We start from the raw sequence: 26,579 nt of genomic DNA, 5'->3' as shown, positions 1-26,579 counted from the left end.
CGCTTCGCCATCACCCAAGGTAATGGCGAAGCCGCATAATCAGTGAGCCTCGTCCCAGTTATCGCCAACGCCCACGTCCACCACCAGGGGCACGTCCAACTGCGCCGCGCCGCTCATGTGCTCGCGGATCCTCTCGCTGACCTCTGCGATCAGGTCTTCGCGGACCTCCAGTACCAGTTCATCGTGCACCTGCAGGATCACCCTGGCGTCCAGGCCCGACTCGGTCAGCCAGTTGTCCACCTTCACCATGGCTTTCTTGATGATGTCCGCTGCCGTGCCCTGCATGGGTGCGTTGATCGCGGTGCGTTCGGCCGCCGCGCGGTCCTGAGGCTTGTTGGAGTTGATATCCGGCAAGTACAAGCGGCGCCCGAAGAAGGTTTCCACATAGCCCTGGTCCGCCGCCTGGGCACGGGTGCGCTCCATGTACTCACGCACGCCGGGGTAGCGGGCAAAGTACACATCGATATAGGCCTTGGCGGTCTTGGTGTCGACGCCGATGTCCTTGCCGAGCTTCTGCGCGCCCATGCCGTAGATCAGGCCGAAGTTGATCGCCTTGGCACTGCGGCGCTGGTTGGACGTGACCTCTGTCAATTCAACCTTGAACACCTCGGCAGCCGTGGCGGTGTGCACGTCCAGATCGTTGCGAAAGGCATTCATCAGCCCTTCGTCCTTGGACAGGTGCGCCATGATCCGCAGTTCGATCTGCGAATAGTCCGCGGCCAGTAGCTTATAGCCCTTGGGCGCGACAAACGCCTGGCGAATGCGTCGCCCTTCGGCGGTGCGCACCGGGATGTTCTGCAGGTTCGGATCGCTGGATGACAAACGCCCGGTCGCCGCCACCGCCTGGTGGTAAGAGGTATGAATACGCCCGGTGCGTGGGTTGATCTGTTCCGGCAGGCGGTCGGTGTAGGTGCTTTTCAGCTTGCTCATGCTGCGGTACTGCATCAGTACCTTGGGTAACGGGAAATCATCTTCGGCCAGTTTGGCCAGCACTTCTTCAGCGGTGGAGGCCTGCCCCTTGCCGGTTTTTTTCAACACTGGCATGCCGAGTTTCTCGTAGAGAATCGCCCCAAGCTGCTTGGGCGAACCCAGGTTGAATTCCTCACCCGCGATCTCGAATGCCTGGCGCTCCAGCTCGACCATCTTGTTGCCCAGCTCGATGCTCTGGATGCCAAGCAGGTCCTTGTCGACCAAGGCGCCCTGGCGCTCGATACGCGCCAGCACCGGCACCAGCGGGATTTCGATGTCCGTCAGCACACTGGCCAGGCTCGGGATCGCCGCCAGCTGCGCGTGCAGCTTCTGGTGCAGGCGCAACGTCACATCGGCATCTTCGGCCGCGTAGGGGCCGGCCTGTTCGAGGGCGATCTGGTCGAATGTCAGCTGTTTGGCGCCCTTGCCGGCGATGTCCTGGAAACTCACAGTGTCGTGGTCCAGGTATTTCTTCGCCAGGCTGTCCATGTCATGGCGCGTCGCGGTGGAGTTCAGCACGTAGGATTCGAGCATGGTATCGAACGCGATGCCGCGCACGGTGATGCCCTCTGCAGGGTCGCCACCGATGGCGCAATTGGCCAGGATATTCATGTCGAACTTGGCGTGCTGGCCGACCTTGAGCTTGGTCGGGTCTTCCAGTAATGGCTTCAAGGCCAGCAGCACCGTGTCACGGTCCAATTGCTCCGGCGCGCCGGGATAGGCATGCGCCAGCGGGATATATGCGGCTTCATGCGGCTGCACCGCGAACGAAACCCCTACCAACTGCGCCCGGTGCGCATCAATCCCGGTGGTTTCGGTATCGAAGGCAAACAACGGCGCATCGTGGAGTTTCTTCAGCCAGAGATCGAACGTGGCCTGGTCAAGGATGGTGGTGTAGACCGTCTCCACCGGCACCGATATCACCGCCTCGACGGGCGCCTCGGCAACCGGCGCAACCTCGCTTGCCGCCTTGAGTTCGACCCGCTTGGTATCGCGCTGGATCTCTTCGTACCAGCTCTTGAATTCAAGCAGCGTGTACAACTCAAGCAGCTTTTCGCGATCCGGCTCGATCAGGTGCAAGTCGTCCAGGCCGATATCCAGGGGCACGTCGATCTTGATCGTCGCCAGCCGATAAGACAGGAATGCCATTTCCTTGTGTTCTTCCAACTTGGCCGGCAGCGTCTTGGCACCACGAATCGGCAGGCTCGGCACAATGTCCAGCTGCTCATACAGCTCTTTCAGGCCGCCATTCACACCCACCAGCAAACCGGAGGCGGTCTTCGGGCCGATGCCCGGAACGCCAGGGATGTTGTCGGACGAGTCGCCCATCAACGCCAGATAATCGATGATCTGCTCCGGAGCGACGCCGAATTTCTCCTTTACGCCCTCGATGTCCATCGAACTACCGGTCATGGTGTTGACCAAGGTAATGTGCCCGTCCACCAGTTGCGCCATGTCCTTGTCGCCAGTGGAAATCACCACCGGACGGTCAGCGGCGGCGCTGCTGCGGGCCAGGGTGCCGATCACGTCATCGGCCTCCACGCCTTCGACGCACAGCAACGGGAAGCCCAGGGCGATCACGCTCTGGTGCAGCGGCTCGATCTGCAGGCGCATGTCATCAGGCATGCTTGGGCGATTGGCCTTGTATTCGGCGAACATTTCATCGCGAAAGGTCCCGCCCTTGGCGTCGAACACCACGGCGAACGGGCTGTTTGGATATTGCTTGCGCAGGCTCTTGAGCATGTTCAGCACGCCCTTGACCGCACCGGTCGGCAGGCCTTTGGAGGTGGTCAGCGGTGGCAGCGCGTGAAAGGCGCGGTACAGATAAGAAGAACCGTCCACCAGGACGAGGGGCGCTTGGCTCATGAGCAGGATCAACCTTTTCGGCGGGTCAGGCGCTAGAATAGCCGGACCAATGAAAACAAAGGGACAAGGTTATCATGCGTACATTCAATCGCCTGCTGTTCACTGGCTTGATTGCACTCGCTCCGATGGCTGCCATGGCGGCAGACGATGCCCCCTCGGCCGATCCGGAAGTGACCATTCGCACGGAAGGCGACAAGACGATCCAGGAGTACCGCCAGAACGGCTTCCTGTACGCCATCAAGGTCACGCCCAAAGGTGCACCACCGTATTTCCTGGTGCGTGCGGACGGGACCGACGCGAACTTCATCCGTTCTGACCAGCCCGATATGCTGATCCCGTCATGGAAGATCTTCGAATGGAAATGATTCCCTAACTTCAACCGGCGCCGCCCTGAGCGGCGCCCGTAACGGCAGTTTTAACCATGTCTGTGTTCACCCCCCTGGCTCGGCCCGAGCTGGAAACCTTTCTTGCCCCTTACGGGCTCGGCCGCCTGCTTGATTTCCAGGGGATTGCCGCCGGTAGCGAAAACACCAACTTCTTCATCAGCCTGGAACAGGGCGAGTTCGTCCTGACCCTGGTTGAACGTGGCCCCGTCGCTGAGATGCCGTTCTTCATCGAACTGCTCGACGTGCTCCACGACGCCGACCTGCCCGTGCCCTACGCCCTGCGCACCACCGACGGCGTCGCCCTGCGCACGCTGGCCGGCAAACCGGCGCTGTTGCAGCCACGCCTGGCCGGCAAGCACATCAAGGAGGCCAACGCCCAGCATTGCGCCCAGGTCGGCGACTTGCTCGGTCACCTGCATCTGGCGACTCAGGGCGACAAGGTGCTGGAACGCAAGACCGATCGCGGGCTGGATTGGATGCTCAGCGAAGGCGCGCAGCTGCTTTCACACTTGAACGACGCGCAACAGCGCCTTCTGCAGGATGCCTTGGGCGAGATCGAAGCCCACAAGGCGCAGATCCTTGCCCTGCCACGCGCCAACGTGCACGCCGACCTGTTCCGCGATAACGCGATGTTCGAAGGCACGCACCTGACGGGTCTGATCGATTTCTACAACGCCTGCTCGGGGCCGATGCTGTACGACGTGGCCATCGCTCTGAACGACTGGTGTTCGGATGCCGACGGCGTGATTGACGGTCAGCGCGCCCGTGCGTTGCTGGGCGCTTACGCGGGGCTGCGGCCGTTTACCGCGAAGGAAGCCGAGCTGTGGCCGACCCTGCTGCGAGTGGCCTGTGTGCGGTTCTGGCTGTCGCGCCTGATCGCCGCGCAGGCGTTTGCCGGACAGGATGTGCTGATCCATGACCCGGCAGAGTTCGAGCATCGGCTGATGCAGCGTCAGCAGGTAAGCGTCCACCTGCCGTTCGCGCTCTAAAGATACACGAGGTTAAAAAATGTGGGAGGGGGCTTGCCCCCGATGGCTTTGGATCAGCTGATACATCTGCTGGCTGACCCACCGCTATCGGGGGCAAGCCCCCTCCCACATTTAGAGCGATTCCAGGCAGCCGGCCAGGTCATTGCCCAGCTTTTCCAACACCAGCTCATAACCTTGAGCAGTCGCCGGGGTATAGCCACCCAGCGCGTCCAGTTCCGCCAGCTTCACCGGCAAGCCAGCCACCAGCGTTTCAGCCAAGCGCGGTCGCAACGGCGGCTCGCTGAATACACAGGTCTTGCCCACTTCCTGCAAACGCGTACGCATCGCGGCCACATGCTGCGCGCCCGGCTGCACTTCGGCCGCAACGGCGAACACGCCGGCGTGCTTCAAGCCGTAAGCGTCTTCGAAGTAATCAAAGGCTTCGTGAAATACAAAGTAAGGTTTGTTCTCAACGCCCGCCAGACGTTTCTTCAGGCGCGCATCCAGCGCATCCAGGCGACCCTCGAAGGCCTTCGCGTTGCTCTGATAACGCTCGGCGTTGGCCGGGTCGGCCGCACTGAGGTCAGCGGCCATACGCGCCGCGATCACCCGCGCATTCACCGTCGACAACCACAAGTGAGCGTCCACACTGCCTGGGCGATGATCGTGGTCATGTTCGTCCGCTTCGTCGGCATGCGAGTGGCTATCTTCGCCGAAACGGCGCAGTTTCATGCCTGGCAGGTCCTGCACGGCCACCGTTGTCGTCGTACGACCTTTGAGCACGCGCGGCAGGAATGTTTCCATGTCCGGCCCGATCCAGTAGAGCAGGTCTACCGATTGCACCCGCCGTACGTCGGATGGGCGCAACGCGAAGTTATGCGGCGACGCACCCGGCGGCAGCAACACTTCCGGAACCGCCACACCATCCTGCACAGCAGCGGCAATCAACTGCAGCGGCTTGATGCTGGTCAGCACCTTCACCTCGGCCTGAGCGGCGCCAGCCAAGAACAAACTGGTGACAAATACGACAAAAACGGGAAAAAGTCGGGACACGATGACCACTCAATGGCGTAGGAACGGGTAACATAATAACGTCTCTATCAAATATCTGTCGCCGCTCATGCCTATAACACCGCTTGCCAGTCGTCCCCACGATCACTCTCACTGCGTTCACACCGCGCTGTCGGAGGCCGACACCCTGTGTGCACAGAAGGGTTTGCGCCTGACCGCGCTGCGTCGACGCGTGCTGGAGTTGGTGTGGCAAAGCCACAAGCCGCTGGGCGCGTACGACATCCTCGGCGTACTCAGCGAACAGGACGGCCGCCGCGCCGCGCCGCCCACGGTTTACCGAGCGCTGGACTTCCTGCTGGAAAACGGCCTGGTGCATCGCATCGCATCGCTCAATGCGTTTGTGGGCTGCAACCACCCGGAACATGCGCATCAGGGCCAGTTCCTGATTTGCCGCCAGTGCCACGCCGCCATCGAGCTTGAGCAAAAAAGCATCAGCGACGCGATCATTAAAAGCGCCGTCGAGGTGGGTTTCAGCGTCGAAGGGCAAACGGTCGAAGTGGTCGGCCTGTGCTCGGGCTGTCAGGGGGCTTGATGAGCAACGCGTTAATCCGCCTGGAACAGGTCGGGGTCACGTTCGCCGGGCAAAACGTGCTGGATAACATCGCGTTGAGCGTGGAGCCGGGGCAGATCGTTACCCTGATCGGCCCCAATGGCGCCGGCAAGACCACTCTGGTGCGCGCCGTGCTGGGCCTGCTCAAGCCTGACCGCGGCAGCGTATGGCGCAAGCCCAAACTGCGCGTGGGCTATATGCCGCAGAAGCTGCATGTGGACCCCACTCTTCCGCTTTCAGTCTTGCGCTTCCTGCGCCTGGTGCCTGGGGTCGACCGTGCGCGTGCGCAGGCGGCTCTCAAGGAAGTCGGCGCCGAACAGGTGATCGACAGCCCGGTGCAAAGCATTTCCGGCGGCGAAATGCAGCGCGTGCTGCTGGCCCGCGCCCTGTTGCGCGAACCGGAGCTGCTGGTGCTCGATGAACCCGTGCAAGGCGTCGACGTCGCCGGCCAAGCCGAGCTGTACAGCCTGATCACCCGTCTGCGCGACCGTCACGGTTGCGGTGTGTTGATGGTCTCCCACGACCTGCACCTGGTAATGAGCACCACCGACCAGGTGGTCTGCCTCAACCGTCACGTGTGCTGTTCCGGCCACCCGGAACAGGTCAGCGGCGACCCGGCGTTCGTCGAACTGTTCGGTAAGAACGCGCAAAGCCTGGCGATCTACCATCACCACCACGACCACGCCCATGATCTGCATGGCGCCGTGGTTGACGACCCCGCCGCCCCCCACCCTCATGTTCATGGAGATAGCTGCAAGCATGGCTGATTTTCTGCTCTACGCCCTGCTGGCAGGCTTGGCTCTGGCGTTGGTGGCCGGCCCGTTGGGCTCGTTCGTGGTCTGGCGGCGCATGGCGTACTTTGGCGATACCTTGTCCCATGCCGCGCTGCTCGGCGTGGCCATGGGCTTTCTGCTGGACGTGAGCCCGACCATCGCCGTCACCGTCGGCTGCCTGCTGCTGGCGGTGTTACTGGTAACGCTGCAACAGCGCCAGCCGCTGGCCTCCGACACGCTGCTGGGCATCCTCGCGCCGAGCACCTTGTCCCTGGGCCTGGTGGTGCTGAGTTTCATGCATGAAGTGCGCATCGACCTGATGGCCTACCTGTTTGGCGACCTGCTGGCGATCAGTCCTAGCGATCTGGCCTGGATTCTCGGCGGCAGCGCGGCCGTGCTGGTGCTGCTGGTGAGCCTGTGGCGCCCGCTGCTGGCAATCACCGTGCACGAGGAACTTGCCACGGTGGAAGGGCTGCCCGTGCCAGCCCTGCGCCTGGCGCTGATGTTGTTGATCGCAGTGGTGATCGCTGTTGCGATGAAGATTGTCGGCGTATTGTTGATCACATCGCTGTTAATCATTCCGGCAGCCGCCGCTCAGCGCCATGCTCGTTCGCCGGAACAAATGGCAATCGGCGCCAGCCTGTTGGGCATGCTGGCAGTGTGTGGAGGCCTGGCGTTGTCGTGGTTCAAGGACACGCCGGCCGGGCCGTCGATTGTGGTGTCGGCGGCCGCCCTGTTTCTGCTGAGTTTTGTCCTGCCCCGTCGAGGGGTGTAGACTTGCTCGCTTTTTGCGCAAATAGAGAGTCGCAGGAATGAAGCCGTTCACCTTCCGTTATCTGCTCCTTGCCGCATTTTCCCTGCTGCTGGGCGCTTGTCAAAGCACACCGCCCGCCGCTCCCCAAGCGTCGGACCCGCGCGCTGCGGCCATCGCACAGCTGGAACAAAACCTGGCCAGCAGCGAATTGGCCACGGCCGAAGACCAGCTCGCCTCGCTGCAGGCCCAATCGCCCAACGATCCGGCGCTTGAGGCTTACCAGCGGCAATTGACCGAAGCCTACCTGCAGCGCAGCCAGATCGTGCTGCAAAAGGGTGATGTCAACGCCGCCGCCACAGCCTTGAGCCGTGCCCGCGCCCTGATGCCCAAGGCCCCGGCCCTGACTGGCGGCGTCAACAGCGCCATCAGCCATGCGCGCAAAGCCGAGCTGGATCAGGCCGAAGCCGCCCTGAAAGCTGCCGAAGCCAAGCCGGCAGCCAAAGTCATCGACCCGGCAGCGCCGAGCACCACCGTGGCGTTGAACCTGGCGGATGTCGAAGCCATGCGCCATCAGCTGGACGCCATCGCCACCGACGTGGTGAATTACCAGTGCGACGTGAGCATCCAGGTGCCACGCACCCAGGATTACCCGTGGCTGGCCACGTTGCTGACCAAACGGGTGAAGCGCATCGATGCGGGATATGAACTGAAGATCCACCGGCAGATCTTGAAACACATTCCGGCGCAGGTTGTGCTCATTCCGCGCAAGGCAGACTAAAAGCATCGGGGGCAAGCCCCCTCCCACACTTGAATGCATTCACAATTCAAATGTGGGAGGGGGCTTGCCCCCGATGGCGATCTAACAAACAACCAAAAAACTAAGCCGGAATCGCCTTGGCCTTAGGCTCCCGATCCCAGACCCGATGCTGGGCAATCGCCGCAAAGAACGCCTTGAACGCCTTGGCATCCGCCCCCACGATCAACCCCGCATCCGCCTCCAGCTTCAGCAGATCCAACAAAGGCTTCACGTCACTGGCAACCGCAATCGCCTTGAGGTGCTTGTACGCTTCCAGCACGTAATGCAATGCCACGCCGTCGCCGCTCAGCGCCTTCACCGAGTCCTTGCCGCCCGGGATAAACACCGCGTCAAACGCGATGGACGGCATGCCCTCCATCGACGCATCCACTGGCAGGGTCTTGCCATCGGCCGTGTTCACAGGCGCCGAAGTCGGCCCCAGCAGCTTGGCATGCGCGCCTTCAGCCTCAAGCGCAGCCTTGAGCGCATCGATCGCCGCACCGTCCACGCCGTTAGCCGCCAGAATCGCGACTTTGCGGGTCTTGATATCGCCGGACAGCAGATTCACCTGGCTCAATGCCGGCGACGCCTTCAGCGATGTTTCTCGCGCAGGCACGGTGCCTTTGGTCGGCGCCGGCAGGCCCAGGTTCTGCGCCACGCGCTTGGCCAGTTCGAGGTCGATGTTAGCCAGGATCTCGTTGACCTGGCGCGCACGGATAAACTCACGCTCCACCTTGCCCAGCTCAAAGCTGTAGGCCGCGATGATGTGCTCTTTCTCGTGGTGGCTCATGCTGTTGAAAAACAGCGTGGCCTGGGAAAAATGGTCGCCGAACGATTCACTGCGTTCGCGCACCTTGTTGGCATCGACGCGCTCATAGTAGGTCTCAAAGCCACCATCCGTCGGGCCCGCAGGGGTTTCCTTCGGCCAGCCGCCATCAATGGAGTTGGGCTCGTAGGCCGCGCGCCCCTTGTCGATAATGGTGCGATGCTGCGCGTCGCGCTGGCCGTTGTGGAATGGCACCACCGGACGGTTGATCGGGATTTCATGAAAGTTCGGCCCGCCCAGTCGGCTGATCTGGGTATCCGTGTAGGAAAACAGACGGCCTTGCAGCAGCGGGTCATTGGTGAAGTCGATACCCGGCACAATATGGCCTGGGCAGAACGCGACCTGCTCCACTTCGGCGAAGAAGTTGTCCGGGTTGCGGTTGAGCACCATCTTGCCCAGCGGGGTGATCGGCACCAGCTCTTCGGGGATGATTTTGGTCGGGTCGAGCAGGTCGAAGTCAAACTTGTGTTCGTCTTCTTCGGCGACGATCTGCACGCCCAGCTCCCACTCGGGGTAGTCGCCGCTTTCGATCGATTCCCATAGGTCGCGACGGTGGTAGTCGGTATCTTTACCGGCAAGCTTCTGCGCTTCGTCCCACACCAGGGAGCAAGTGCCGACCTTCGGCCGCCAGTGGAATTTGACGAAGCTCGACTTACCCTCGGTATTGATCAGGCGGAAGGTGTGCACGCCAAAACCCTGCATCGCCCGCAGGCTTTTTGGAATCGCGCGGTCAGACATGGCCCAGATCACCATGTGTGCCGACTCCGGCTGCAACGAAACAAAATCCCAGAACGTATCGTGCGCCGAGCCGCCGGTAGGAATCTCATTGTGTGGCTCAGGTTTTACCGCGTGTACAAAGTCAGGAAACTTGATCGCATCCTGGATGAAGAACACCGGCATGTTGTTGCCCACCAGGTCGAAGTTGCCTTCGTCGGTGAAAAACTTCACGGCAAAGCCGCGCACGTCGCGCACGGTGTCACCGGAACCGCGCGGGCCCTGCACCGTGGAAAAACGCGCGAACACCGGAGTTTTATGCTCCGGCGTACGTAGGAAACCAGCCTTGGTCAGCGCCGAATGGTCGCCGTAGCTCTGGAAATAACCATGGGCGCCGGTACCGCGAGCATGCACGATGCGCTCCGGGATGCGCTCATGGTCAAAGTGCGTGATCTTTTCACGCATGATGAAGTCTTCCAGCAGGGAAGGGCCACGGGCGCCGACTTTCAGGGTGTTCTGGTTGTCAGAGATCTTCACGCCCTGGTTGGTGCGCAGGGCCTGGCCGGTCGCATCGGAACGGAATTCTTCCAACGCCTGCAATTTGACGTTGGTATTGCCTCGGTCCAGGGTATCGGTACCCGCGAGTTCACTCTTCGGGGTGCCTGGCTTCTTGGTACTCATCAGTCAAAACTCCTTAGTCAAAGTGGCCAGGCGGTCCCCGGCTCGTTTGAATGAAGCCCCGGGCACGGCACCCGAGACATCGTATTGCTCAAGTAGTGACTGACAGGGTTATGAGCCGTTCCCTTTTTATGACCTTCGGTCTCGTTATTGCCAAATCGCTGGACGGATACGAAATAAATGCTAAGAAACGTTGGTTGGACAGGCTAAAATGCGCGCCCGGCTAACCGCTGATCCCTTTTCCATGCGCCCCACAAGGTTCGCTACGTGATCGAGTTTCAAAACGTCCATAAAACCTACCGCGTCGCCGGTAAGGATATTCCCGCCCTGCACCCCACCAGCCTGCGCGTCGAGAACGGCCAGGTGTTTGGCCTGATTGGCCACTCGGGTGCGGGAAAAAGTACCCTGCTGCGCCTGATCAATCGCCTTGAAGAGCCGAGCGGCGGGCAGATCAGCGTCGACGGCGAAGAAGTCACCGCGCTGGATGCCAACGGCCTGCGCCGTTTCCGTCAGCAGGTCGGCATGATCTTCCAGCACTTCAACCTGCTGGCGTCCAAGACCGTTGCAGACAACGTGGCGCTGCCGCTGACATTGGCCGGCGAACTGTCACGCAAGGAAATCGACCTGCGTGTGGCCGAGCTGCTCGCCCGCGTCGGCCTGTCGGACCACGCCAGGAAGTACCCGGCGCAATTGTCCGGCGGCCAGAAGCAGCGCGTCGGCATCGCCCGCGCCCTGGCAACCAAACCAAAGATTCTGCTGTGCGACGAGGCCACCAGCGCCCTCGACCCGCAAACCACCGCCTCGGTGCTGCAACTGCTGGCCGAAATCAACCGCGAGCTGAAGCTGACCATCGTGCTGATCACCCACGAGATGGATGTGATTCGCCGCGTATGCGACCAGGTCGCCGTGATGGATGCCGGCGTGATCGTCGAGCAAGGCTCGGTGGCTGACGTGTTCCTGCACCCCAAGCATCCGACCACCAAGCGCTTCGTCCAGGAAGCCGAACAGGTCGATGAAGGCGAGCAGCGCGATGACTTCGCCCATGTACCGGGCCGTATCGTGCGCCTGACATTCCAGGGTGACGCGACCTACGCGCCATTGCTGGGTACCGTCGCCCGTGAAACGGGGGTGGACTACAGCATCCTGGCCGGTCGTATCGACCGCATCAAAGACATCCCCTACGGGCAATTGACCCTCGCCGTCACCGGCGGTGACATGGACGCCGCCTTTGCGCGCTTCACCGCCGCAGACGTTCATATGGAGGTGCTGCGCTAATGGACCTGTTCCTGAATTTCTTCGCCAACATCGACTGGTCCGAAATCTGGCTCGCCACTGGCGATACCATGATCATGCTGTTCGGCTCGCTGTTCTTCACGGTCGTGCTGGGCCTGCCCCTGGGCGTGCTGCTATTCCTGACCAGCCCACGTCAGCTGTTCGAGCAAAAAGGCTTGTACGCCTTGCTGTCGCTGATCGTGAACATTTTGCGCTCGCTGCCGTTCATCATCCTGCTGATCGTGATGATTCCGTTCACCGTGCTCATCACTGGCACCTCGCTGGGTGTAGCCGGTGCGATTCCGCCGCTGGTCGTCGGCGCCACGCCATTCTTTGCGCGCCTGGTGGAAACCGCCCTGCGTGAAGTGGACCGCGGCATCATCGAGGCCACTCAGTCGATGGGCGCAACGACGCGCCAGATCATCACCAACGCCCTGCTGCCCGAAGCACGCCCCGGCATCTTCGCGGCAATTACCGTAACGGCGATTACACTGGTTTCCTACACGGCGATGGCCGGCGTGGTCGGTGCCGGTGGCCTGGGCGACTTGGCGATCCGTTTCGGTTACCAGCGCTTCCAGACCGATGTGATGGTGGTCACCGTGGTGATGCTGTTGATCCTGGTGCAAATTCTGCAAACCGTCGGCGACCGGCTGGTGGTGCATTTTTCTCGAAAATAACGGCCATGGCCGGCCTGGTGCCGGCAGATGTCCGAACAAGGAGCTTGCTGGATGAAAAAACTACTGGTTGCTTTCGCCGCCGTTGCCGCGTTTTCCGCCCACGCCGAGACCATTACGGTCGCTGCTTCGCCAGTGCCGCATGCGGAAATTCTGGAATTCGTGAAACCTGCGCTGGCCAAAGAAGGCGTGGACTTGCAGGTCAAAGTTTTCACCGACTATGTGCAGCCCAACGTACAAGTGGCTGAAAAGCGCCTGGACGCCAACTTCTTCCAGCACCAGCCGTACCTGGATGAATTCAACAAGGCCAAGGGCACTCACCTGGTGAGCGTTGGCGCCGTGCACCTGGAACCCCTGGGCGCATATTCGAGCAAGTACAAGAAGCTGGACGAGCTGCCAGACGGCGCCAACGTAGTGATCCCGAACGACGCCACCAACGGCGGCCGCGCCCTGTTGCTGCTGGCCAAGAACGGCCTGATTACCCTGAAGGACCCGACCAACATCCTGTCGACCATCAAGGACATCACCGGTAACAGCAAGCACTTGAAGTTCCGCGAACTCGAAGCCGCCACCCTGCCGCGCGTGCTGACCCAGGTCGACCTGGCGCTGATCAACACCAACTACGCGCTGGAAGCCAAGCTGGACCCATCCAAGGACGCCCTGGTGATCGAAGGCAGCGACTCGCCTTACGTGAACATCCTGGTGACCCGTGAAGACAACAAGGATTCGGACGCGGTGAAGAAGCTGGTAGCGGCCCTGCACACACCTGAAGTGAAGCAATTTATCGAAGAGAAGTACAAAGGCGCGATCAAGCCGGCGTTCTGATCCAACTCAATCTCCAGCCGATTGGAGATCAAACAATGTGGGAGGGGGCTTGCCCCCGATAGCGCCAGTTCAGTCAACCTCTTCATCGACTGACACTCAGCTATCGGGGGCAAGCCCCTCCCACTTTTTGTTTAATGATGACCGCTATTTACGCTGCAACAGCCCCGGCAACTGCGCCACCAGCTTCTGGTTGTTCAACGGCGCGCGGATGAAACCGCGCTGCGTACCGTCCGGCCCGATCAGCGCCAGGTTGCCGCTGTGATCGACGGTGTAGTTGGGCTTGCTGGTATCGGCCGGAATGAACGGAATGCTCACGGCATTCGAGACCTTCTGCACGTCCTGCACGTTGGCGCCGGTCAAACCCTGGAACTGCGGATCGAAATAGCCCAGGTACTGCTTGAGCTGGGTCGGGGTGTCGCGGTTCGGGTCGACGCTGACCAGGATCACCTGCAACTTGTCCACCGCCTCCTTGGGCAGTTCGCTCTTGATCTGGCGCAGTTGGGCGAGGGTGGTCGGGCAGATATCCGGGCAGAAGGTGTAGCCGAAGAACAGCAGGCTCCACTTGTCCTTCAGCTCATTGACCAACACCGGCTGGCCGTCCTGGTTGGTCATGCTCACCGCTGGCAACTGGCGACTTTGCGGCAGCAGGATAATCCCGGCGTCGATCAGCGCGGTCGGGTCGCCCTGGCCTTTGCCTGAAAGCACCTTGTTGACGGTCAGGCCCATGATCAACGCCACCAGGGCCACGAGGATGAAGACGGTTTTTTGAGTTCGAGTCATAGGTTCAACAGTAGGTAGTGGTCTACGAGCAGGGCGACAAACAGCAGCAGCAGGTACCAGATAGAGTACTTGAAGGTGTTGATCGCCGCGTGCGGCTTGCTGCCACGGTACAGCACCCAGGCCCATTGCAGAAAGCGCCCACCCAATACCAGCGCACCGCCCAGGTACAGCAGCCCGCTCATGTGGATGACATAGGGCATCAGGCTCACCGCCAGCAGGGCGAAGGTGTAGAGCAGAATATGCACCTTGGTGTAGTGCTCGCCGTGGGTGACCGGCAGCATCGGGATATCGGCCTTGGCGTACTCCTCCTTGCGGTGGATGGCCAGCGCCCAGAAGTGCGGCGGCGTCCAGGCGAAGATGATCAGCACCAGCAGCAGCGGCTCGGCGCTTACATGCCCGGTTACGGCCACCCAACCCAACAGCGGCGGCGCGGCCCCGGCCAGGCCGCCGATGACGATGTTCTGCGGTGTCGCGCGCTTGAGGAAACCGGTGTAGATCACCGCATAGCCAAGCAACGAAGCCAGCGTCAGCCATGCCGCCAGCGGGTTGGTGAAGGCCAGCAACAGCGCCAGGCCCGCCACCGCCAGGACCAACGCAAACGCCAGTGCCGCAGCCGGCGAGACACGCCCCTCGGCCAACGGCCGTTTGTGCGTGCGCGCCATCAGCGCATCGATGCGCCGATCCACCACATGGTTGACCGCTGCCGCCGCGCCCGCACACAAGGCGATGCCCAGGTTGCCGAACACCAGCACCACCCACGGCACACCCGCGCGGGTGGCGAGGAACATCCCCACCAGCGAGGTGATCAGCATCAGCACCACCACTTTCGGCTTGGTCAGTTCCAGATAGTCACGCCAGATGGCCTGGCCGTGGCGTGCGCCGATCAAGGACGCCATGGCATCTCTCCTTTAAGGGTGATCAGGCCAGCTGCCGGCTTGCGCGGAATAAAACGCCAGGCGATTGGCCGCAGGTAGCGCACCCGAACCAGGCTGGTGCGCGCGTGATAATTGACCAGCACCAGGGTCAACAACAGCGTTGCGCCCCCGGCGTTGTGAGCCACCGCCACCGGCAACGGCAAGCCGAAGGCCACATTGCTCAGGCCCAGGCTGATTTGCGCCGCTAGGGCGATCAGCAGCAAGCCCGCCAGGCGCGTCATGCCCACGGTGCGCAACTGCCAGGCCAGGCCCAGCAGCACCAGCGTGACCAGCACCGCGCCCACCCGATGGGTGAGGTGAATGGCCGTACGCGCATCGCTGTCCAACTGGCCGCCCAGGTAGTTAGGGCCGATATGCTGGGTCAGGTGGAAGCCATTGGCAAAGTCCGCTGCCGGCCACCACTGGCCGTGACACGTCGGCAGATCGACACAGGCCACCGCCGCATAGTTGGAGCTGACCCAACCGCCCAGCGCAATCTGCCCGATCACCAACACCAACCCCGCCGTTGCCCAGTACTGCAGGCGCTTGGGCACCACCAGCGCGGGCAGCACGCCGGACAGGCGCAGGGTCAATAGAAACAGCAGGCTCAAGGTGGCAAAGCCGCCCAACAGGTGCCCGGTCACGACTTGTGGCCAAAGCTTGAGCGTCACCGTCCACATGCCAAACGCGGCCTGGGCGCACACCACCGCCAGCACAAACAGCGGCAATTTCACCGGCTGGCCGGGATCACGCCGGTGGCTCCACGCACGCGCTGCCAACAGCGTGATCAGCAGGGCGAGGGTGCCGGCAAAGTAGCGGTGAGTCATCTCGGCCCAGCCCTTGTCGGCTTCCACCGGGGTATCCGGAAAATGCAGCTCGGCATGGGCCAACTGGGCGGCGCTTTGCGGCACGCTGATAAAGCCGTAGCAACCCGGCCAGTCCGGGCACCCCAGGCCAGCATGGGTCAGGCGGGTGTAGGCGCCGAGCAACACGACGATCAGCGCCAGCAAGGTGGCAAACAACGCGAGGCGAAATCCAGGCTTGGCCATGACGATGCCCTTATCCGATGTTCGACAGTTTCAACAGCAAACGCAGGTCGTTGAGCAAATCCTTGCCGTTGGTCTTGGCGTCGTAGCGCAGCACCAGGTTGCCGTGGGGGTCGACGATCCACAGGTGCGCATCGCCAGGCGCGGCGGCATTGCGGTTGAAGGTCGACAGGTCCAGTGAGTAGCGCTGCAATTGCGGGTACTCGGCCTTGAGCTTGGCGTCGTAGTCGGCGCCGACCGGCTGCGCACTGGCCAGCGCGTGGCTGGCGCGGGAGGCATCGCGGCCGAGGCCGATCTGCAGCTGGCGCGCCAGATACACCAGTTGCTGGCACTCGGCGGCGCAGGCGCCGGGCGCGGTGACCAGCAGTTGCCAACGGTCCTCCTCGGCCTGCACGCCGATATCGGCGCGGGTCTGGCCGTTACCGATCATTTCACCGTGATAACTGCGGCTGTCCGGCACCCAGAACTGCAGCTTGTACATAAAGGTCGCCAGCACCATCGGGCCGACCACCATCAGCAGGATCAGGATCAACTGCCAGCGGCCTTTACGCCGGTCTGGTGCCTCAGACATGTTGAGTGGATTCATGGCGGCTCCCATGCGGCTTCTCCTTTGCGTTGTGCCATCCGAGGTAGAGGTAAAGCGCCAGCAGCGCCAATGACATGGCAAACCACTGCACTGCATACCCCAGGTGTTTTTCCGGCCCCATGGCGACCACAGGCCAGGTGGTGTCGTACGTGCCGGGGCCCGCTTCGGCACGCAGTTCGTAGGCGAACCCGCTGCGGCCCAATTCCGTCCACAGAACGGCGGGATGCAGCGCGGTCAGCAGGCGTGGCCACTGGGCGGTGGCCGGGTCGACATGCAACTGGAAGGTTTCGCCGGGGGCGACGTACACCCAGGCAACCAGATTCACCGGCTGATCCGGGGTGGTGAAGGCCGGGGGCGTGCGGCGGTCAGGCCAGGGCAGCCAACCGCGATTGAGCAACAACCATAGGCCGCTGATCTGGTCATGGAAGGGCTGCAGCAACTCGACACCGGCCCTGCCGTCGCGCATGCGGTTGTCGAGCAATACGCTGTGTTCGGCATCGAAGTTGCCGCGCAGGTGCACCCGGCGAAAGGCGGGATCGGCACTCGCCTCAAGCTGCCCGCTGCCGATGGGCTCGGCAGCGCGCCGCTCGGCGTAGGTGTCGACCAGTTGCTGTTTTTCATGGCCCCGCGACAGTTGCCAGAACCCCAGCCCGATCATCAACGGCAGCAGCAGCATCACCACCAACGTGGGCGCGATGCCGGGCCGGAAGCGCCGCCAGGCAGTGGCTATACTGGATTTCATTGCCCCCTCCCCCTAAAGCCCGGAGCCAGACCATGCTCAAAGCCGCCATTGCCCTGATGCTGATCGCGACCGTCGCGAGCCTGTTCAGTGGCTTGTTCTTTTTGGTCAAGGACGAGGGCCACTCCAACCGCCTCGTCACCGCCCTGACCGTGCGTGTCGTACTGGCCGTCATCACCGTGGGGCTGATCGCCTGGGGCTTTTTCAGTGGCCAACTGGTCTCGCACGTGCCGTGGTAGAGCGGCTCACAGCACATACACAAAGAAAAACAGCCCGATCCACACCACATCCACGAAGTGCCAATACCAGCTGGCCGCCTCGAAACCGAACTGGTGCTCGGCATTGAAATGCCCCTTCAAGATGCGCATCAGCATCACAAACAGGATGATCGTGCCGATGGTCACGTGGGCGCCGTGAAACCCGGTGAGCATGAAGAATGTCGCGCCGTACACGCCCGAACCCAGCGTCAGGCCCAGCTCTTTATAGGCGTGGATGTACTCCTCGGCCTGGAAGCCAAGAAACGCCAGGCCCAGCAGCACGGTGATCGCCAGCCAGATCTTCAGCGCGCCGCGATGGCCTTTGCGCAGGGCATGGTGAGCAAGGGTGATGGTCACACTGGAGCTCACCAGCAAGATGGTGTTCACCAACGGCAGCCCCCAGGGGCTGATGGTGCCTTTGGGCGCCGGGTACAGTTTGGGGTCCGGGTTGTTCAGCAAGGGCCAGGCGAACTCGAAATTGGGCCACAACATGTGCGCGACGCCCTTGGGCCCCTCACCCGCCAACCATGGCCCCGCCCAGGTGCGCACATAAAACAGCGCGCCGAAGAACGCGATGAAGAACATCACTTCGGAAAAGATGAACCAGGTCATGCCCCAGCGGAACGAGCGGTCCATCTGCGCACTGTACAAACCGGCGCGACTTTCCTTGATCACCGCACCGAACCAGCCGAACAGCATGTAGGCCAGCAACAGGCCGCCGACGAAAAAGATCCACGGGCCGTGGGATTCCGGGCGCAAAGCCTTGAGGTCATTGAACCAGACAGCCAGTCCATACACCGTGACCAACAGGCCAATGGTGGCAATTATCGGCCATTTGCTTTGCGCTGGTACGTAATACGTATCATGAGTCGACATGTATTCGCTCTCCTGATTGAGCGGGCAAACAGTAGCTAGCCGCCGCTGCGGGCCGCGCCGGGCGGCTGGCGTGCGGTGATATCAAACAGCGTGTACGCCAGGGTCAAATGCTTCACATCCTTGGGCATGGCGCGATCGACGATGAAGCGCACCGGCATTTCGATACGTTCGCCTGGCTGCAGCACTTGCTGGGTGAAGCAAAAGCACTCGGTCTTGTGGAAATACATCGCCGCTTCAGCCGGGGAAATGCTCGGCACCGCCTGGGCAGTCATCGGTTTGTCGGTGGGGTTGTAAGCGACAAACAACATCTCGGTCACCGCGCCCGGGTTGACCACCACCTCGTCGGCCTTGGCATAGAAATCCCAGACCATATCGATGGCATTGGTGGACAGGAACTGCACCCGCACCTGGCGCGACGGGTCGACGACCTGCTCGCCCTCGTACTGCCCGGCCGTCTTGCCGTTGATGCCGAAGGCCTTGCACATCACGTCGTAGATCGGCACCAGGGCGAAGCCGAAGGCGAACATCGCCAGCACCAGGATCAGCAGGCGAGTGACCAGGCGCTTGAGGGGCACGGAGTCAGCCATGACGCCCACCCCAGGTGAATGAAATCAATGTGGGAGGGGGCTTGCCCCCGATGGCGGTTTTACAACCCATGATGGGGGTGGCTGACACACCGCTATCGGGGGCAAGCCCCCTCCCACAGGGGATCGCGGATAACTTATTCATTTCACCTCCGGCGGCGTGGTGAAGGTGTGGTACGGCGCGGGCGAGGGCACGCTCCACTCCAGGCCTTCGGCGCCATCCCACGGTTTGGCCGGCGCCGGCGGGCCGCCACGGATGCACTTGATCACGATGAACAGGAAGAAGATCTGCGTGGCGCCAAACATGAACGCACCAATGGACGAGACCATGTTGAAATCGGCGAACTGAAGGTTGTAGTCCGGCACCCGGCGCGGCATGCCGGCCAGGCCCACGAAGTGCATCGGGAAGAACGCCATGTTCATGCCCACGAAGGATAGCCAGAAGTGCAGCTTGCCCAGGGTTTCGTCGTACATGTGGCCGGTCCATTTCGGCAGCCAGTAGTAGGCCGAGGCGAAGATGCCGAAGATCGCGCCGGGCACCAGTACGTAATGGAAATGCGCCACCACGAAATAGGTGTCGTGGTACTGGAAGTCCGCTGGCGCGATGGCCAGCATCAGCCCCGAGAAACCGCCAATGGTGAACAGAATCACGAAGGCCACCGCAAACAGCATCGGCGTCTCGAAGGTCAGCGAGCCTTGCCACATGGTGCTGACCCAGTTGAACACCTTGACCCCGGTAGGCACCGCAATCAGCAGGGTGGCGTACATGAAGAACAGTTCGCCCACCAGCGGAATGCCGACCACGAACATATGGTGCGCCCACACGATGAACGACAGGAACGCAATGCTCGCCGTGGCGTAGACCATCGAGGTGTAGCCGAACAACGGCTTGCGCGAAAAGGTCGGGATGATCGAGCTGACCGCGCCGAACGCCGGCAGGATCATGATGTACACCTCAGGGTGGCCAAAGAACCAGAATACGTGCTGGAACAACACCGGATCGCCCCCGCCCGACGCGCTGAAAAAGCTGGTGCCGAAGTGGATATCCATCAGCATCATGGTCACGCAACCGGCCAGCACCGGCATCACCGCGATCAGCAGGAACGCGGTGATCAGCCAGGTCCACACGAACAGCGGCATTTTCATCAGGGTCATGCCCGGTGCGCGCAAGTTGAGGATGGTCGCGACCACGTTGATTGCGCCCATGATCGAACTGATACCCATCAGGTGGATGGCAAAGATGAAGAAGGTCACGCTTTCCGGCGCATAGGTGGTGGAGAGCGGGGCATAGAACGTCCAGCCGAAATTCGGCCCGCCACCCGGCGTGAACAGGGTCGAGACCAGCAGCAGGAACGCCGCCGGCAGCAGCCAGAAACTGAAGTTGTTCATACGCGGCAGAGCCATGTCCGGCGCGCCGATCATCAGCGGGATCATCCAGTTGGCCAGGCCGACAAAGGCCGGCATCACCGCACCGAACACCATGATCAGGCCATGCATGGTGGTCATCTGGTTGAAGAATGCCGGCTGCACGATCTGCAGGCCGGGCTGGAACAGTTCGGCGCGAATCACCATGGCGAACGAACCGCCCAGCAGAAACATGGTGAAGGCAAACCACAGGTACATCGTGCCGATGTCTTTATGGTTGGTGGTCAACACCCAGCGCATCAAGCCTTTCGCGGGGCCGTGGGCGTGGTCGGCGTGGCCATGGTCATCGATCACAGTGCTCATGACCGTTCTCCTACAAACGAGTGGGCGGGGCGGGTCTGGACGCAGGCAAGGATGGCTGTCATTTGCTTTCTGCCTGTTTGATGGCCAGCACGTCTTTGGGCGTGACCATGTCGCCTTTGTTGTTGCCCCAGGCATTGCGTTCGTAGGTCACGACAGCGGCGATATCGACCTCCGAGAGTTGTTTGCCGAACGCGGCCATCGCGGTACCCGGCTTGCCGTGATACACCAGGCTCAGGTGGTCGGCGGCAGGGCCGGTGGCGATCTTCGAGCCCTTGAGCGCCGGGAACATCGGCGGCAGGCCCTGGCCTTCCGCCTGGTGACAGGCCACACAGGTGGTGTGATAGACCTTGTCGCCGCGGGCCACCAGTTCGTCCAGCGTCCATTCCTTGGAGGTCAGCTCCTTGAGCTTGGCCGCCTCTTGCTTGCGCTCGCCGAGCCAGGTGTCGTAGTCGGCCCTGGACTTGACCTCGACCACGATGGGCATGAAACCGTGGTCCTTGCCGCACAGCTCGGCGCACTGGCCGCGATAGAGGCCGGGTTTCTCGATACGGGTCCAGGCCTCGTTGACGAAACCGGGAATGGCGTCGCGCTTGACCGCGAAGGCCGGCACCCACCAGGAGTGGATCACGTCAGCGGCGGTCACCAGGAAGCGCACCTTCGCGCCCACCGGCAGCACCAGCGGCTGGTCGACCTCCAGCAGATAGTGCTCGCCCTTGGTGGCCTGGTTATGGATTTGCTCGGCGGGGGTGGCCAGGTTGCTGAAGAACTCCACGTCCTGGCCCAGGTATTTGTAGTGCCACTTCCACTGATAGCCGGTGACCTGGATATCGATATCCGACTCACTGCTGTCGTAGATGTTGATCAGCGTCTTGGTCGCCGGGATGGCCATGGCCACCAGGATCAGCAATGGCACGACGGTCCAGAGAATTTCCACCGTGGTGCTTTCATGGAACTTGGCCGCCACCTGGCCGGTGGATCGGCGGTGCAGGATCATCGACCAGAACATCGCGCCAAACACGACGATGCCGATCACCACACAGATCCAGAAAATGGTCATGTGCAGGTCAAACACGGCGTGGCTGACTTCAGTAGCCCCTGGCGCCATATTCGTTGTCCAGGCCGCGTGGGCCTGGCCGAATACTGACCACAACAGTAAGCCCATCCAAACGTGTGGATGTCGCGTCATTGCGGGTTCCCCTTTATGTTTCTTGTTATCCCGCCGGTTTGCACCTGCGGCGAAGGGAGCGGCTTCCATACTGCTTACAACCGCCAAGCCTTGCCTGCGTCATGCAGTTGGGCGTCATCAGCTAATTGCGTACAAATCCGAGTATAGACAGCCGTAGCGCCCCCGCAATGTGTAGGGGCAAATGAGTGGAAACAGACGGACGGAGCCAATAAAATGGGCAGCGTAAACGTTTATCCGATGAACGATGGCAATCCGATATAACGTGTCCGCATAACCATGAAATAATTATGACAAATGCGTCTTAGGCGCTCGTATAAACGAGCTACCTTATCTTCTCCCTTTTCCTACGCCTGCATGACTGGAGCCTTCATGAACACCGCCGCATTGCGCGAGCAGATTTCCCGTGCCCATCAACACGAAGCCACGACGGGCCAGCTTGCCCAGCAACTGGAAAAACAATTGCCGCACCTGCATTCGGCCATCTCCCTGGCTGACGGTGATCGCAACATTGTCATGACCCGCTTTGTCACCGCCTACATTGACCTCGTCCCGGATTTGCTCGAAGCCGCCAACGACGTGGCTCGCGAAGCCGGGATCGAAAGCCAGATCAAGCCAGTGCTGAAGATTGCCGAACATTTCTTCCTGCAGCCGCCAGCGATTCTGGCAGGCCATGAAGGCCTGGATGGCCTGCTGGACGAGGCCTACCTGGCTCATCGTCTGGTTGAGGAGGTCAACGATCTGTACATCAAGCATTTCGGCCAGCCGCTGATTCCGGCGGATACCACCGTCGCCAACCTGATCGCCCATCAACTGATCGGTGAGGATTTCGCCAACCAGTTGGACGAAGCGGTGCATCTGGCGGTGGATGAGATGCTTAACGAGGAGAGCTTTGCGCTGGAGTCGGTCGAGACCTATCGCGAACAGCTCAAAAGCCCGGAGACGGAAGCCGCGTGGAAGCGCTGGCCGTGCCTGTCGCGCCAGCTCGGGGTTGAACTGGCGCTGGATCAGCCCGTTTAAATCTCGAATCAAACGTAGAACCAATGTGGGAGGGGGCTTGCCCCCTCCCACATTTTTATCCGGTTCCGTCAGCCAACCGAGGGAGCCGAACCGATCCCCACCGTCGTTCGCACCCGACCTTCCAACCGCCGCTTCAACCCACGCGCCTCAATCACCAGGCTCGATCCCTTGGCCGCGTTGGCCCGCCCCCATTCCTCCAGCAACTCCAGGCAGGAATGGTCGATATAGCTGAGGTTGTTGAGCGGCACATGCACGGTGGTTCCCGCCGGTACCGACGACAGCACCTGGGTCAACGCCGGCACCTTCAGGAACGTCGCCGCACCGATCAGCCGCAACTCCATCTCGCCGTCCTGAGGCAAATCGATCAGGCTCACTTTCAGCCGTGATGCCTTGAAGGCCAGCTTGACCAGAGTCAACCCGAAGCCCACCAGCACACCGGTCAGCAGGTCGGTAAAGATGATCGCCAGCGCGGTGGCCGCGTAAGTGAACATCGGCATCCGGCCATAACGTCCCAAGGCCTTGAACGCCTTCACGTCCACCAGCTTGATCCCGGTATACACCAGCACGCCCGCCAAACTCGCCACCGGAATGCTCTGCAGCACACTCGACAGCAGCAGCACGAAGCCCAGCAGCCACAGGCCATGGAACATCGCTGACAAGCGCGTGGTAGCGCCTGCCTGGACGTTGGCCGAACTGCGCACAATCACGCCGGTCATCGGCAACGCACCCACCAACCCGCACAGCATGTTGCCCACGCCTTGAGCGGACAGTTCCTTGTCGAAATCCGAACGCTGCCCGCTGTGCATGCGGTCAACCGCTGCGGCGGACAGCAGCGTTTCAGCGCTGGCGATGAACGCGACGGCGAATGCGGCGATCAGCAGCTGTGGGTCAGCCAGGTTGAGCAGGTCGCTGGGGCGCAGCCAATCGATGGCATCGGAGAGGTTTTCCGGCACTTCCACACGTTTGACCTGCAACGCCAGCACCAGGCTGGTCACTGTCGCCAGGCCTACGCCCAGCAGAGCGCCAGGCACGAAGCGTAGTTTTTGCGGGCGCAATTTATCCCACAGGTACATCACCAACATCGTCGACAAGCCAAGCAAACCCGCCTGCCAGCCGAGCCCGTCGCCCAGGGTGGGAATCGCTTCGATCAAGGCCGCCGGGAAGCCCGCGAGGTTATCCAGCCCCGAAGGTTTGGGCGCACCGTCGAGCATCACATGCACCTGCGACAACACAATCAATACGCCGATACCCGCCAGCATGCCGTATACCACCGCCGGCGCCGTCACACGGAACCAGCAGCCCAGGCGCAGGCGCCCGGCCACCAATTGCAGGAAACCCGCCAACAACAGGATAGGCCCCAGCATCAGCATGCCGTGCTGGCGCACCAGCTCGAACACCAACACCGCCAACCCCGCGGCAGGGCCACTGACTTGCAGCGGAGAACCCGCCAACCAGCCCACCACCAGCCCCCCGATGATGCCGGTGATCAAGCCCTTGGCCGGCGGCATGCCGGACGCAATCGCGATGCCCATGCACAAGGGCAGGGCCACCAGAAATACCACCACGGAGGCGAGCAGCTCCCGCGGCAAAACAGCTTTCAATTGAGCAGCACGCATAATGACTCTCCCGAGGCATTCGCCGGGCGCGGTAAAGCCTGGCTGCGTCCATGGCAGCCACCGCTTTACCCGGCAGGGAAGTGTGTTTAGAAGCGCGCTTTAGGCGTCGCGGATGGAATCGGACCTTCACCGCCCAACGGTCGGAACGCCGACTGGTCCGCGTCGTAGGCGCGGATCTCGCTGGTTTCGATGTTGTAGATCCAGCCGTGGATAAACAATTGGCCGTTGGCCATGCGCGAAGCCACGGAAGGGTGGGTGCGCAAATGCTGCAACTGGGCGATGACGTTTTCTTCGGTCAGCACCTTCATGCTCTCGCCTTCAGTGGCGCAGTCGCAGTTGTCGTGGACCATGGTCTTGGCCACCTCGGCATGACGCAACCAGGCCTTGACCGTTGGCATCTTCTCGAGGCTGTCGGGATTGAGGACCGCACGCATGGCGCCGCAGTCGGAATGCCCGCACACGATGATGTGCTGCACGCCCAGCGCCAGTACCGCGTACTCGATTGCCGTGGACACACCGCCGTTCATCTGGCCATAGGGCGGTACCACGTTCCCCACGTTACGGGTCACGAACAGATCCCCGGGCGAACTTTGGGTGATCAGCTCAGGCACGATGCGCGAGTCGGCGCAGGTGATGAACATCGCACGCGGGCTCTGGGCCGTGGCCAGTTTCTTGAAAAGCTCTTCCTGCTGGGGGAAGACGTCGTGATGGAAATGCAAAAAGCCGTCTACGATGTGCTGCAGCGCTGCATCGGCGGTTTCCGCCACCTGAGGGGCTGAAGCCGACGCAGCCAACGGCTGTTTATCCTTGTCACTCATGATTCATCCTCTTGATCAATGCAGGGGAAGTGTTCAGGTCAGTTCGACGCCTGGGTAGTGCAATAGTTGGAAATCTCCACCGGCCAGGGCGCCGACTCATCAGTCACTCGTGGAACAAGGTACCCATCGAAACTTAACTCAAACTGAATGAACCGCTCTAGATCGCGGGTTTCAGTGATGTCAAAACGCGACCATTCCTACAGGGATTTCGCATTTATCCTCTGTAGTCTACAACAATGCCATCTGCCTGCCCGGTGGACAAAACGCCGTGCAATCCAGATCGAAGCCTTCACGGCGGTTGAGCCCCAGACGCTTGATCGCCTTGCTGAACCGTTGCGCCAGCAAATCGGCAAACGGCCCTTCGCCGCGCATGCGTACGCCGAAACGGCTGTCGTACACCGCACCACCGCGCACCTGACGCACCAGGCTCATCACATGCGCCGCGCGCTGCGGGTAATGCGCCGCCAGCCACTCCTCGAACAGTGGCGCCACCTCGAGCGGCAGGCGCAGCATCATGTAGGCGGCACTCTGCGCACCTGCGGCATGAGCCTCGGCGAGCAGGCTTTCCAGTTCGCTGTCGTTAATCATCGGGATCATCGGCGAGCACAGCACGCCGACCGGGATGCCCGCTTCGCGCATCACGCGGATCGCCCGCAACCGCGCCTTGGGCGCTGCCGTGCGCGGCTCCAGGATGCGCTTGAGCTCATCGTCCAGGCTGGTGAGGCTGATCATCACGGCCACGAGGCGCTGGCTGGCCAGCTCGGCGAGCAGGTCCAGGTCGCGCAGAATCAAGGAACCCTTGGTGATGATGGTCACCGGGTGCCGATAGCGCAGCAGCACTTCAAGGGTTTGCCGGGTGATCCTGTATTCACGCTCGATGGGCTGGTACGGGTCGGTGTTGGAGCCCAGGTTGATCGGCGCGCACACGTACCCTGGCTTGGACAGCTGTTGCTCCAGCACGTCGGCGGCGTTGCTCTTGGCGATCAGCCTGGTTTCGAAATCCAGCCCCGGCGACATGTCCCAATAGGCGTGGCTGGGCCGCGCATAGCAGTAGATGCAGCCATGCTCGCAGCCACGATACGGGTTGATCGAGCGATCAAAGGGCAAGTCCGGCGAGTTATTGCGGGTGATGATGGTCTTGGCCGTTTCGATACGCACTTCGGTGCCCTGGGTGGGCGGTACTTCCTGAAACCAGCCGTCGTCTTCAGCCACGCTGACGGTAGGCGCGAAACGGTTATGCAGGTTGGTGGCCGTGCCCCGGCCACGGGGTGGCAGTGCGGTGGTCATGAAAACGCCTCGATACTGTTTTT

At 61.6% G+C, this 26,579-nt stretch carries 26 protein-coding genes; 11 read left to right on the top strand and 15 right to left on the bottom strand.

All coding sequences use genetic code 11. The features are described from left to right. Positions 1 to 39: 39 nt before the first annotated feature. The gene (gene polA / locus C4J94_RS00395; RefSeq protein WP_124384500.1) at positions 40 to 2,835 is read right to left on the bottom strand and encodes a DNA polymerase I; all 2,796 of its coding nucleotides are present in this window, start codon (positions 2,833 to 2,835) and stop codon (positions 40 to 42) included. 74 nt (positions 2,836 to 2,909) lie between these two features. Here polA and C4J94_RS00390 point away from each other — a divergent pair, with 74 nt between their 5' ends. Both C4J94_RS00390 and C4J94_RS00385 read left to right on the top strand, forming a co-directional pair. Then, the gene (locus C4J94_RS00390) at positions 2,910 to 3,200 is read left to right on the top strand and encodes a DUF2782 domain-containing protein (protein WP_124360643.1); all 291 of its coding nucleotides are present in this window, start codon (positions 2,910 to 2,912) and stop codon (positions 3,198 to 3,200) included. 56 nt (positions 3,201 to 3,256) lie between these two features. Continuing rightward, the gene (locus C4J94_RS00385; RefSeq protein ID WP_124384499.1) at positions 3,257 to 4,210 is read left to right on the top strand and encodes a homoserine kinase; all 954 of its coding nucleotides are present in this window, start codon (positions 3,257 to 3,259) and stop codon (positions 4,208 to 4,210) included. 111 nt (positions 4,211 to 4,321) lie between these two features. Here C4J94_RS00385 and C4J94_RS00380 read toward each other — a convergent pair whose 3' ends face one another. Further along, complete coding sequence (locus C4J94_RS00380; protein ID WP_124384498.1) at positions 4,322 to 5,251, bottom strand: zinc ABC transporter substrate-binding protein; 930 nt, start codon at positions 5,249 to 5,251, stop codon at positions 4,322 to 4,324. Between the two features lie 58 nt (positions 5,252 to 5,309). Here C4J94_RS00380 and zur point away from each other — a divergent pair, with 58 nt between their 5' ends. From zur to C4J94_RS00360, 4 genes are read left to right on the top strand one after another with little or no spacing between them, the layout of a single operon-like run. After that, positions 5,310 to 5,792 (top strand): zinc uptake transcriptional repressor Zur, encoded by a 483-nt coding sequence (gene zur / locus C4J94_RS00375; protein ID WP_124384497.1) that lies wholly within the window; start codon positions 5,310 to 5,312, stop codon positions 5,790 to 5,792. Then, the gene (gene znuC, locus C4J94_RS00370) at positions 5,792 to 6,577 is read left to right on the top strand and encodes a zinc ABC transporter ATP-binding protein ZnuC (RefSeq protein WP_124384496.1); all 786 of its coding nucleotides are present in this window, start codon (positions 5,792 to 5,794) and stop codon (positions 6,575 to 6,577) included. Before zur ends, znuC begins: the two co-directional genes overlap by 1 nt. Further along, positions 6,570 to 7,358 (top strand): zinc ABC transporter permease subunit ZnuB, encoded by a 789-nt coding sequence (gene znuB / locus C4J94_RS00365; RefSeq protein ID WP_124384495.1) that lies wholly within the window; start codon positions 6,570 to 6,572, stop codon positions 7,356 to 7,358. The genes znuC and znuB overlap by 8 nt, the downstream gene beginning before the upstream one ends. A gap of 37 nt (positions 7,359 to 7,395) precedes the next feature. Beyond that, complete coding sequence (locus tag C4J94_RS00360; protein WP_124384494.1) at positions 7,396 to 8,115, top strand: PA5502 family lipoprotein; 720 nt, start codon at positions 7,396 to 7,398, stop codon at positions 8,113 to 8,115. Positions 8,116 to 8,215: 100 nt separating this feature from the next. On the opposite strand, the gene katE is transcribed toward C4J94_RS00360, so the two are convergent. Next, entirely contained in the window at positions 8,216 to 10,354 is a 2,139-nt protein-coding gene (gene katE / locus C4J94_RS00355; protein WP_124384493.1) for a catalase HPII, read from the bottom strand. Positions 10,355 to 10,618: 264 nt separating this feature from the next. Here katE and C4J94_RS00350 point away from each other — a divergent pair, with 264 nt between their 5' ends. Genes C4J94_RS00350 through C4J94_RS00340 form a run of 3 tightly spaced genes read left to right on the top strand, consistent with a single transcriptional unit; the run spans position 10,619 to position 13,122 of the window. Beyond that, positions 10,619 to 11,626, top strand: coding sequence for a methionine ABC transporter ATP-binding protein (locus tag C4J94_RS00350; RefSeq protein WP_124384492.1), 1,008 nt, complete (start codon positions 10,619 to 10,621; stop codon positions 11,624 to 11,626). After that, positions 11,626 to 12,300, top strand: a complete 675-nt coding sequence (locus C4J94_RS00345; RefSeq protein ID WP_124384491.1) for a methionine ABC transporter permease — start codon at positions 11,626 to 11,628, stop codon at positions 12,298 to 12,300. The genes C4J94_RS00350 and C4J94_RS00345 overlap by 1 nt, the downstream gene beginning before the upstream one ends. A gap of 51 nt (positions 12,301 to 12,351) precedes the next feature. Next, positions 12,352 to 13,122, top strand: a complete 771-nt coding sequence (locus C4J94_RS00340; RefSeq protein ID WP_124384490.1) for a MetQ/NlpA family ABC transporter substrate-binding protein — start codon at positions 12,352 to 12,354, stop codon at positions 13,120 to 13,122. 144 nt (positions 13,123 to 13,266) lie between these two features. Here the strand turns inward: C4J94_RS00340 and C4J94_RS00335 are convergent, their stop codons facing one another. The 5 genes from C4J94_RS00335 to C4J94_RS00315 are packed head-to-tail and all read right to left on the bottom strand — an operon-like array spanning position 13,267 to position 17,190. Further along, positions 13,267 to 13,902, bottom strand: coding sequence for an SCO family protein (locus C4J94_RS00335; protein WP_124384489.1), 636 nt, complete (start codon positions 13,900 to 13,902; stop codon positions 13,267 to 13,269). Continuing rightward, the gene (gene cyoE, locus C4J94_RS00330; protein WP_124384488.1) at positions 13,899 to 14,798 is read right to left on the bottom strand and encodes a heme o synthase; all 900 of its coding nucleotides are present in this window, start codon (positions 14,796 to 14,798) and stop codon (positions 13,899 to 13,901) included. The genes C4J94_RS00335 and cyoE overlap by 4 nt, the downstream gene beginning before the upstream one ends. Beyond that, a complete protein-coding gene (locus C4J94_RS00325; RefSeq protein WP_124384487.1) occupies positions 14,786 to 15,865 on the bottom strand; it encodes a heme A synthase in 1,080 nt (359 codons plus the stop codon). Before C4J94_RS00325 ends, cyoE begins: the two co-directional genes overlap by 13 nt. Before the next feature lie 10 nt (positions 15,866 to 15,875). Next, complete coding sequence (locus C4J94_RS00320; protein WP_124384486.1) at positions 15,876 to 16,460, bottom strand: hypothetical protein; 585 nt, start codon at positions 16,458 to 16,460, stop codon at positions 15,876 to 15,878. After that, on the bottom strand, positions 16,426 to 17,190 hold the full coding sequence (locus C4J94_RS00315; protein WP_124384485.1) for an SURF1 family protein: 765 nt from the start codon (positions 17,188 to 17,190) through the stop codon (positions 16,426 to 16,428). Before C4J94_RS00315 ends, C4J94_RS00320 begins: the two co-directional genes overlap by 35 nt. A 32-nt stretch (positions 17,191 to 17,222) precedes the next feature. Between C4J94_RS00315 and C4J94_RS00310 the strand changes: the two genes are divergently transcribed. Beyond that, positions 17,223 to 17,426, top strand: coding sequence for a twin transmembrane helix small protein (locus C4J94_RS00310; protein WP_124384484.1), 204 nt, complete (start codon positions 17,223 to 17,225; stop codon positions 17,424 to 17,426). A gap of 6 nt (positions 17,427 to 17,432) precedes the next feature. Here C4J94_RS00310 and C4J94_RS00305 read toward each other — a convergent pair whose 3' ends face one another. From C4J94_RS00305 to coxB, 4 genes are all read right to left on the bottom strand, one after another. Beyond that, positions 17,433 to 18,320, bottom strand: coding sequence for a cytochrome c oxidase subunit 3 (locus C4J94_RS00305; protein ID WP_124384483.1), 888 nt, complete (start codon positions 18,318 to 18,320; stop codon positions 17,433 to 17,435). Between the two features lie 35 nt (positions 18,321 to 18,355). Then, entirely contained in the window at positions 18,356 to 18,907 is a 552-nt protein-coding gene (locus C4J94_RS00300) for a cytochrome c oxidase assembly protein (protein ID WP_124384482.1), read from the bottom strand. A 138-nt stretch (positions 18,908 to 19,045) separates the two neighbouring features. Further along, positions 19,046 to 20,632, bottom strand: coding sequence for a cytochrome c oxidase subunit I (gene ctaD / locus C4J94_RS00295; protein ID WP_124384481.1), 1,587 nt, complete (start codon positions 20,630 to 20,632; stop codon positions 19,046 to 19,048). 58 nt (positions 20,633 to 20,690) lie between these two features. Beyond that, positions 20,691 to 21,818: a cytochrome c oxidase subunit II gene (coxB, locus tag C4J94_RS00290; protein ID WP_124384480.1), complete on the bottom strand. Its 1,128-nt coding sequence runs from the start codon at positions 21,816 to 21,818 to the stop codon at positions 20,691 to 20,693. A 369-nt stretch (positions 21,819 to 22,187) separates the two neighbouring features. Here coxB and C4J94_RS00285 point away from each other — a divergent pair, with 369 nt between their 5' ends. Further along, positions 22,188 to 22,835 carry a hypothetical protein gene (locus C4J94_RS00285; RefSeq protein ID WP_124384479.1) on the top strand — a complete coding sequence of 216 codons (648 nt, stop codon included), beginning with the start codon at positions 22,188 to 22,190 and terminating at the stop codon, positions 22,833 to 22,835. 68 nt (positions 22,836 to 22,903) lie between these two features. On the opposite strand, the gene C4J94_RS00280 is transcribed toward C4J94_RS00285, so the two are convergent. The 3 genes from C4J94_RS00280 to C4J94_RS00270 all read right to left on the bottom strand — a co-directional run bounded on the left by C4J94_RS00280 (position 22,904) and on the right by C4J94_RS00270 (position 26,556). Beyond that, the gene (locus C4J94_RS00280) at positions 22,904 to 24,451 is read right to left on the bottom strand and encodes a SulP family inorganic anion transporter (protein ID WP_124384478.1); all 1,548 of its coding nucleotides are present in this window, start codon (positions 24,449 to 24,451) and stop codon (positions 22,904 to 22,906) included. A gap of 86 nt (positions 24,452 to 24,537) precedes the next feature. After that, positions 24,538 to 25,269 carry a carbonic anhydrase gene (locus C4J94_RS00275; protein WP_124384477.1) on the bottom strand — a complete coding sequence of 244 codons (732 nt, stop codon included), beginning with the start codon at positions 25,267 to 25,269 and terminating at the stop codon, positions 24,538 to 24,540. A 228-nt stretch (positions 25,270 to 25,497) separates the two neighbouring features. Further along, positions 25,498 to 26,556, bottom strand: coding sequence for a PA0069 family radical SAM protein (locus C4J94_RS00270; RefSeq protein WP_124384476.1), 1,059 nt, complete (start codon positions 26,554 to 26,556; stop codon positions 25,498 to 25,500). Between the last annotated feature and the right edge of the window lie 23 nt (positions 26,557 to 26,579).

The organism is Pseudomonas sp. R5-89-07 (genome assembly GCF_003851685.1).
GTDB lineage: Bacteria > Pseudomonadota > Gammaproteobacteria > Pseudomonadales > Pseudomonadaceae > Aquipseudomonas.
Note: the sequence above shows the minus strand (reverse complement) of the source record. Positions and strands in the feature narration are given on the sequence as shown.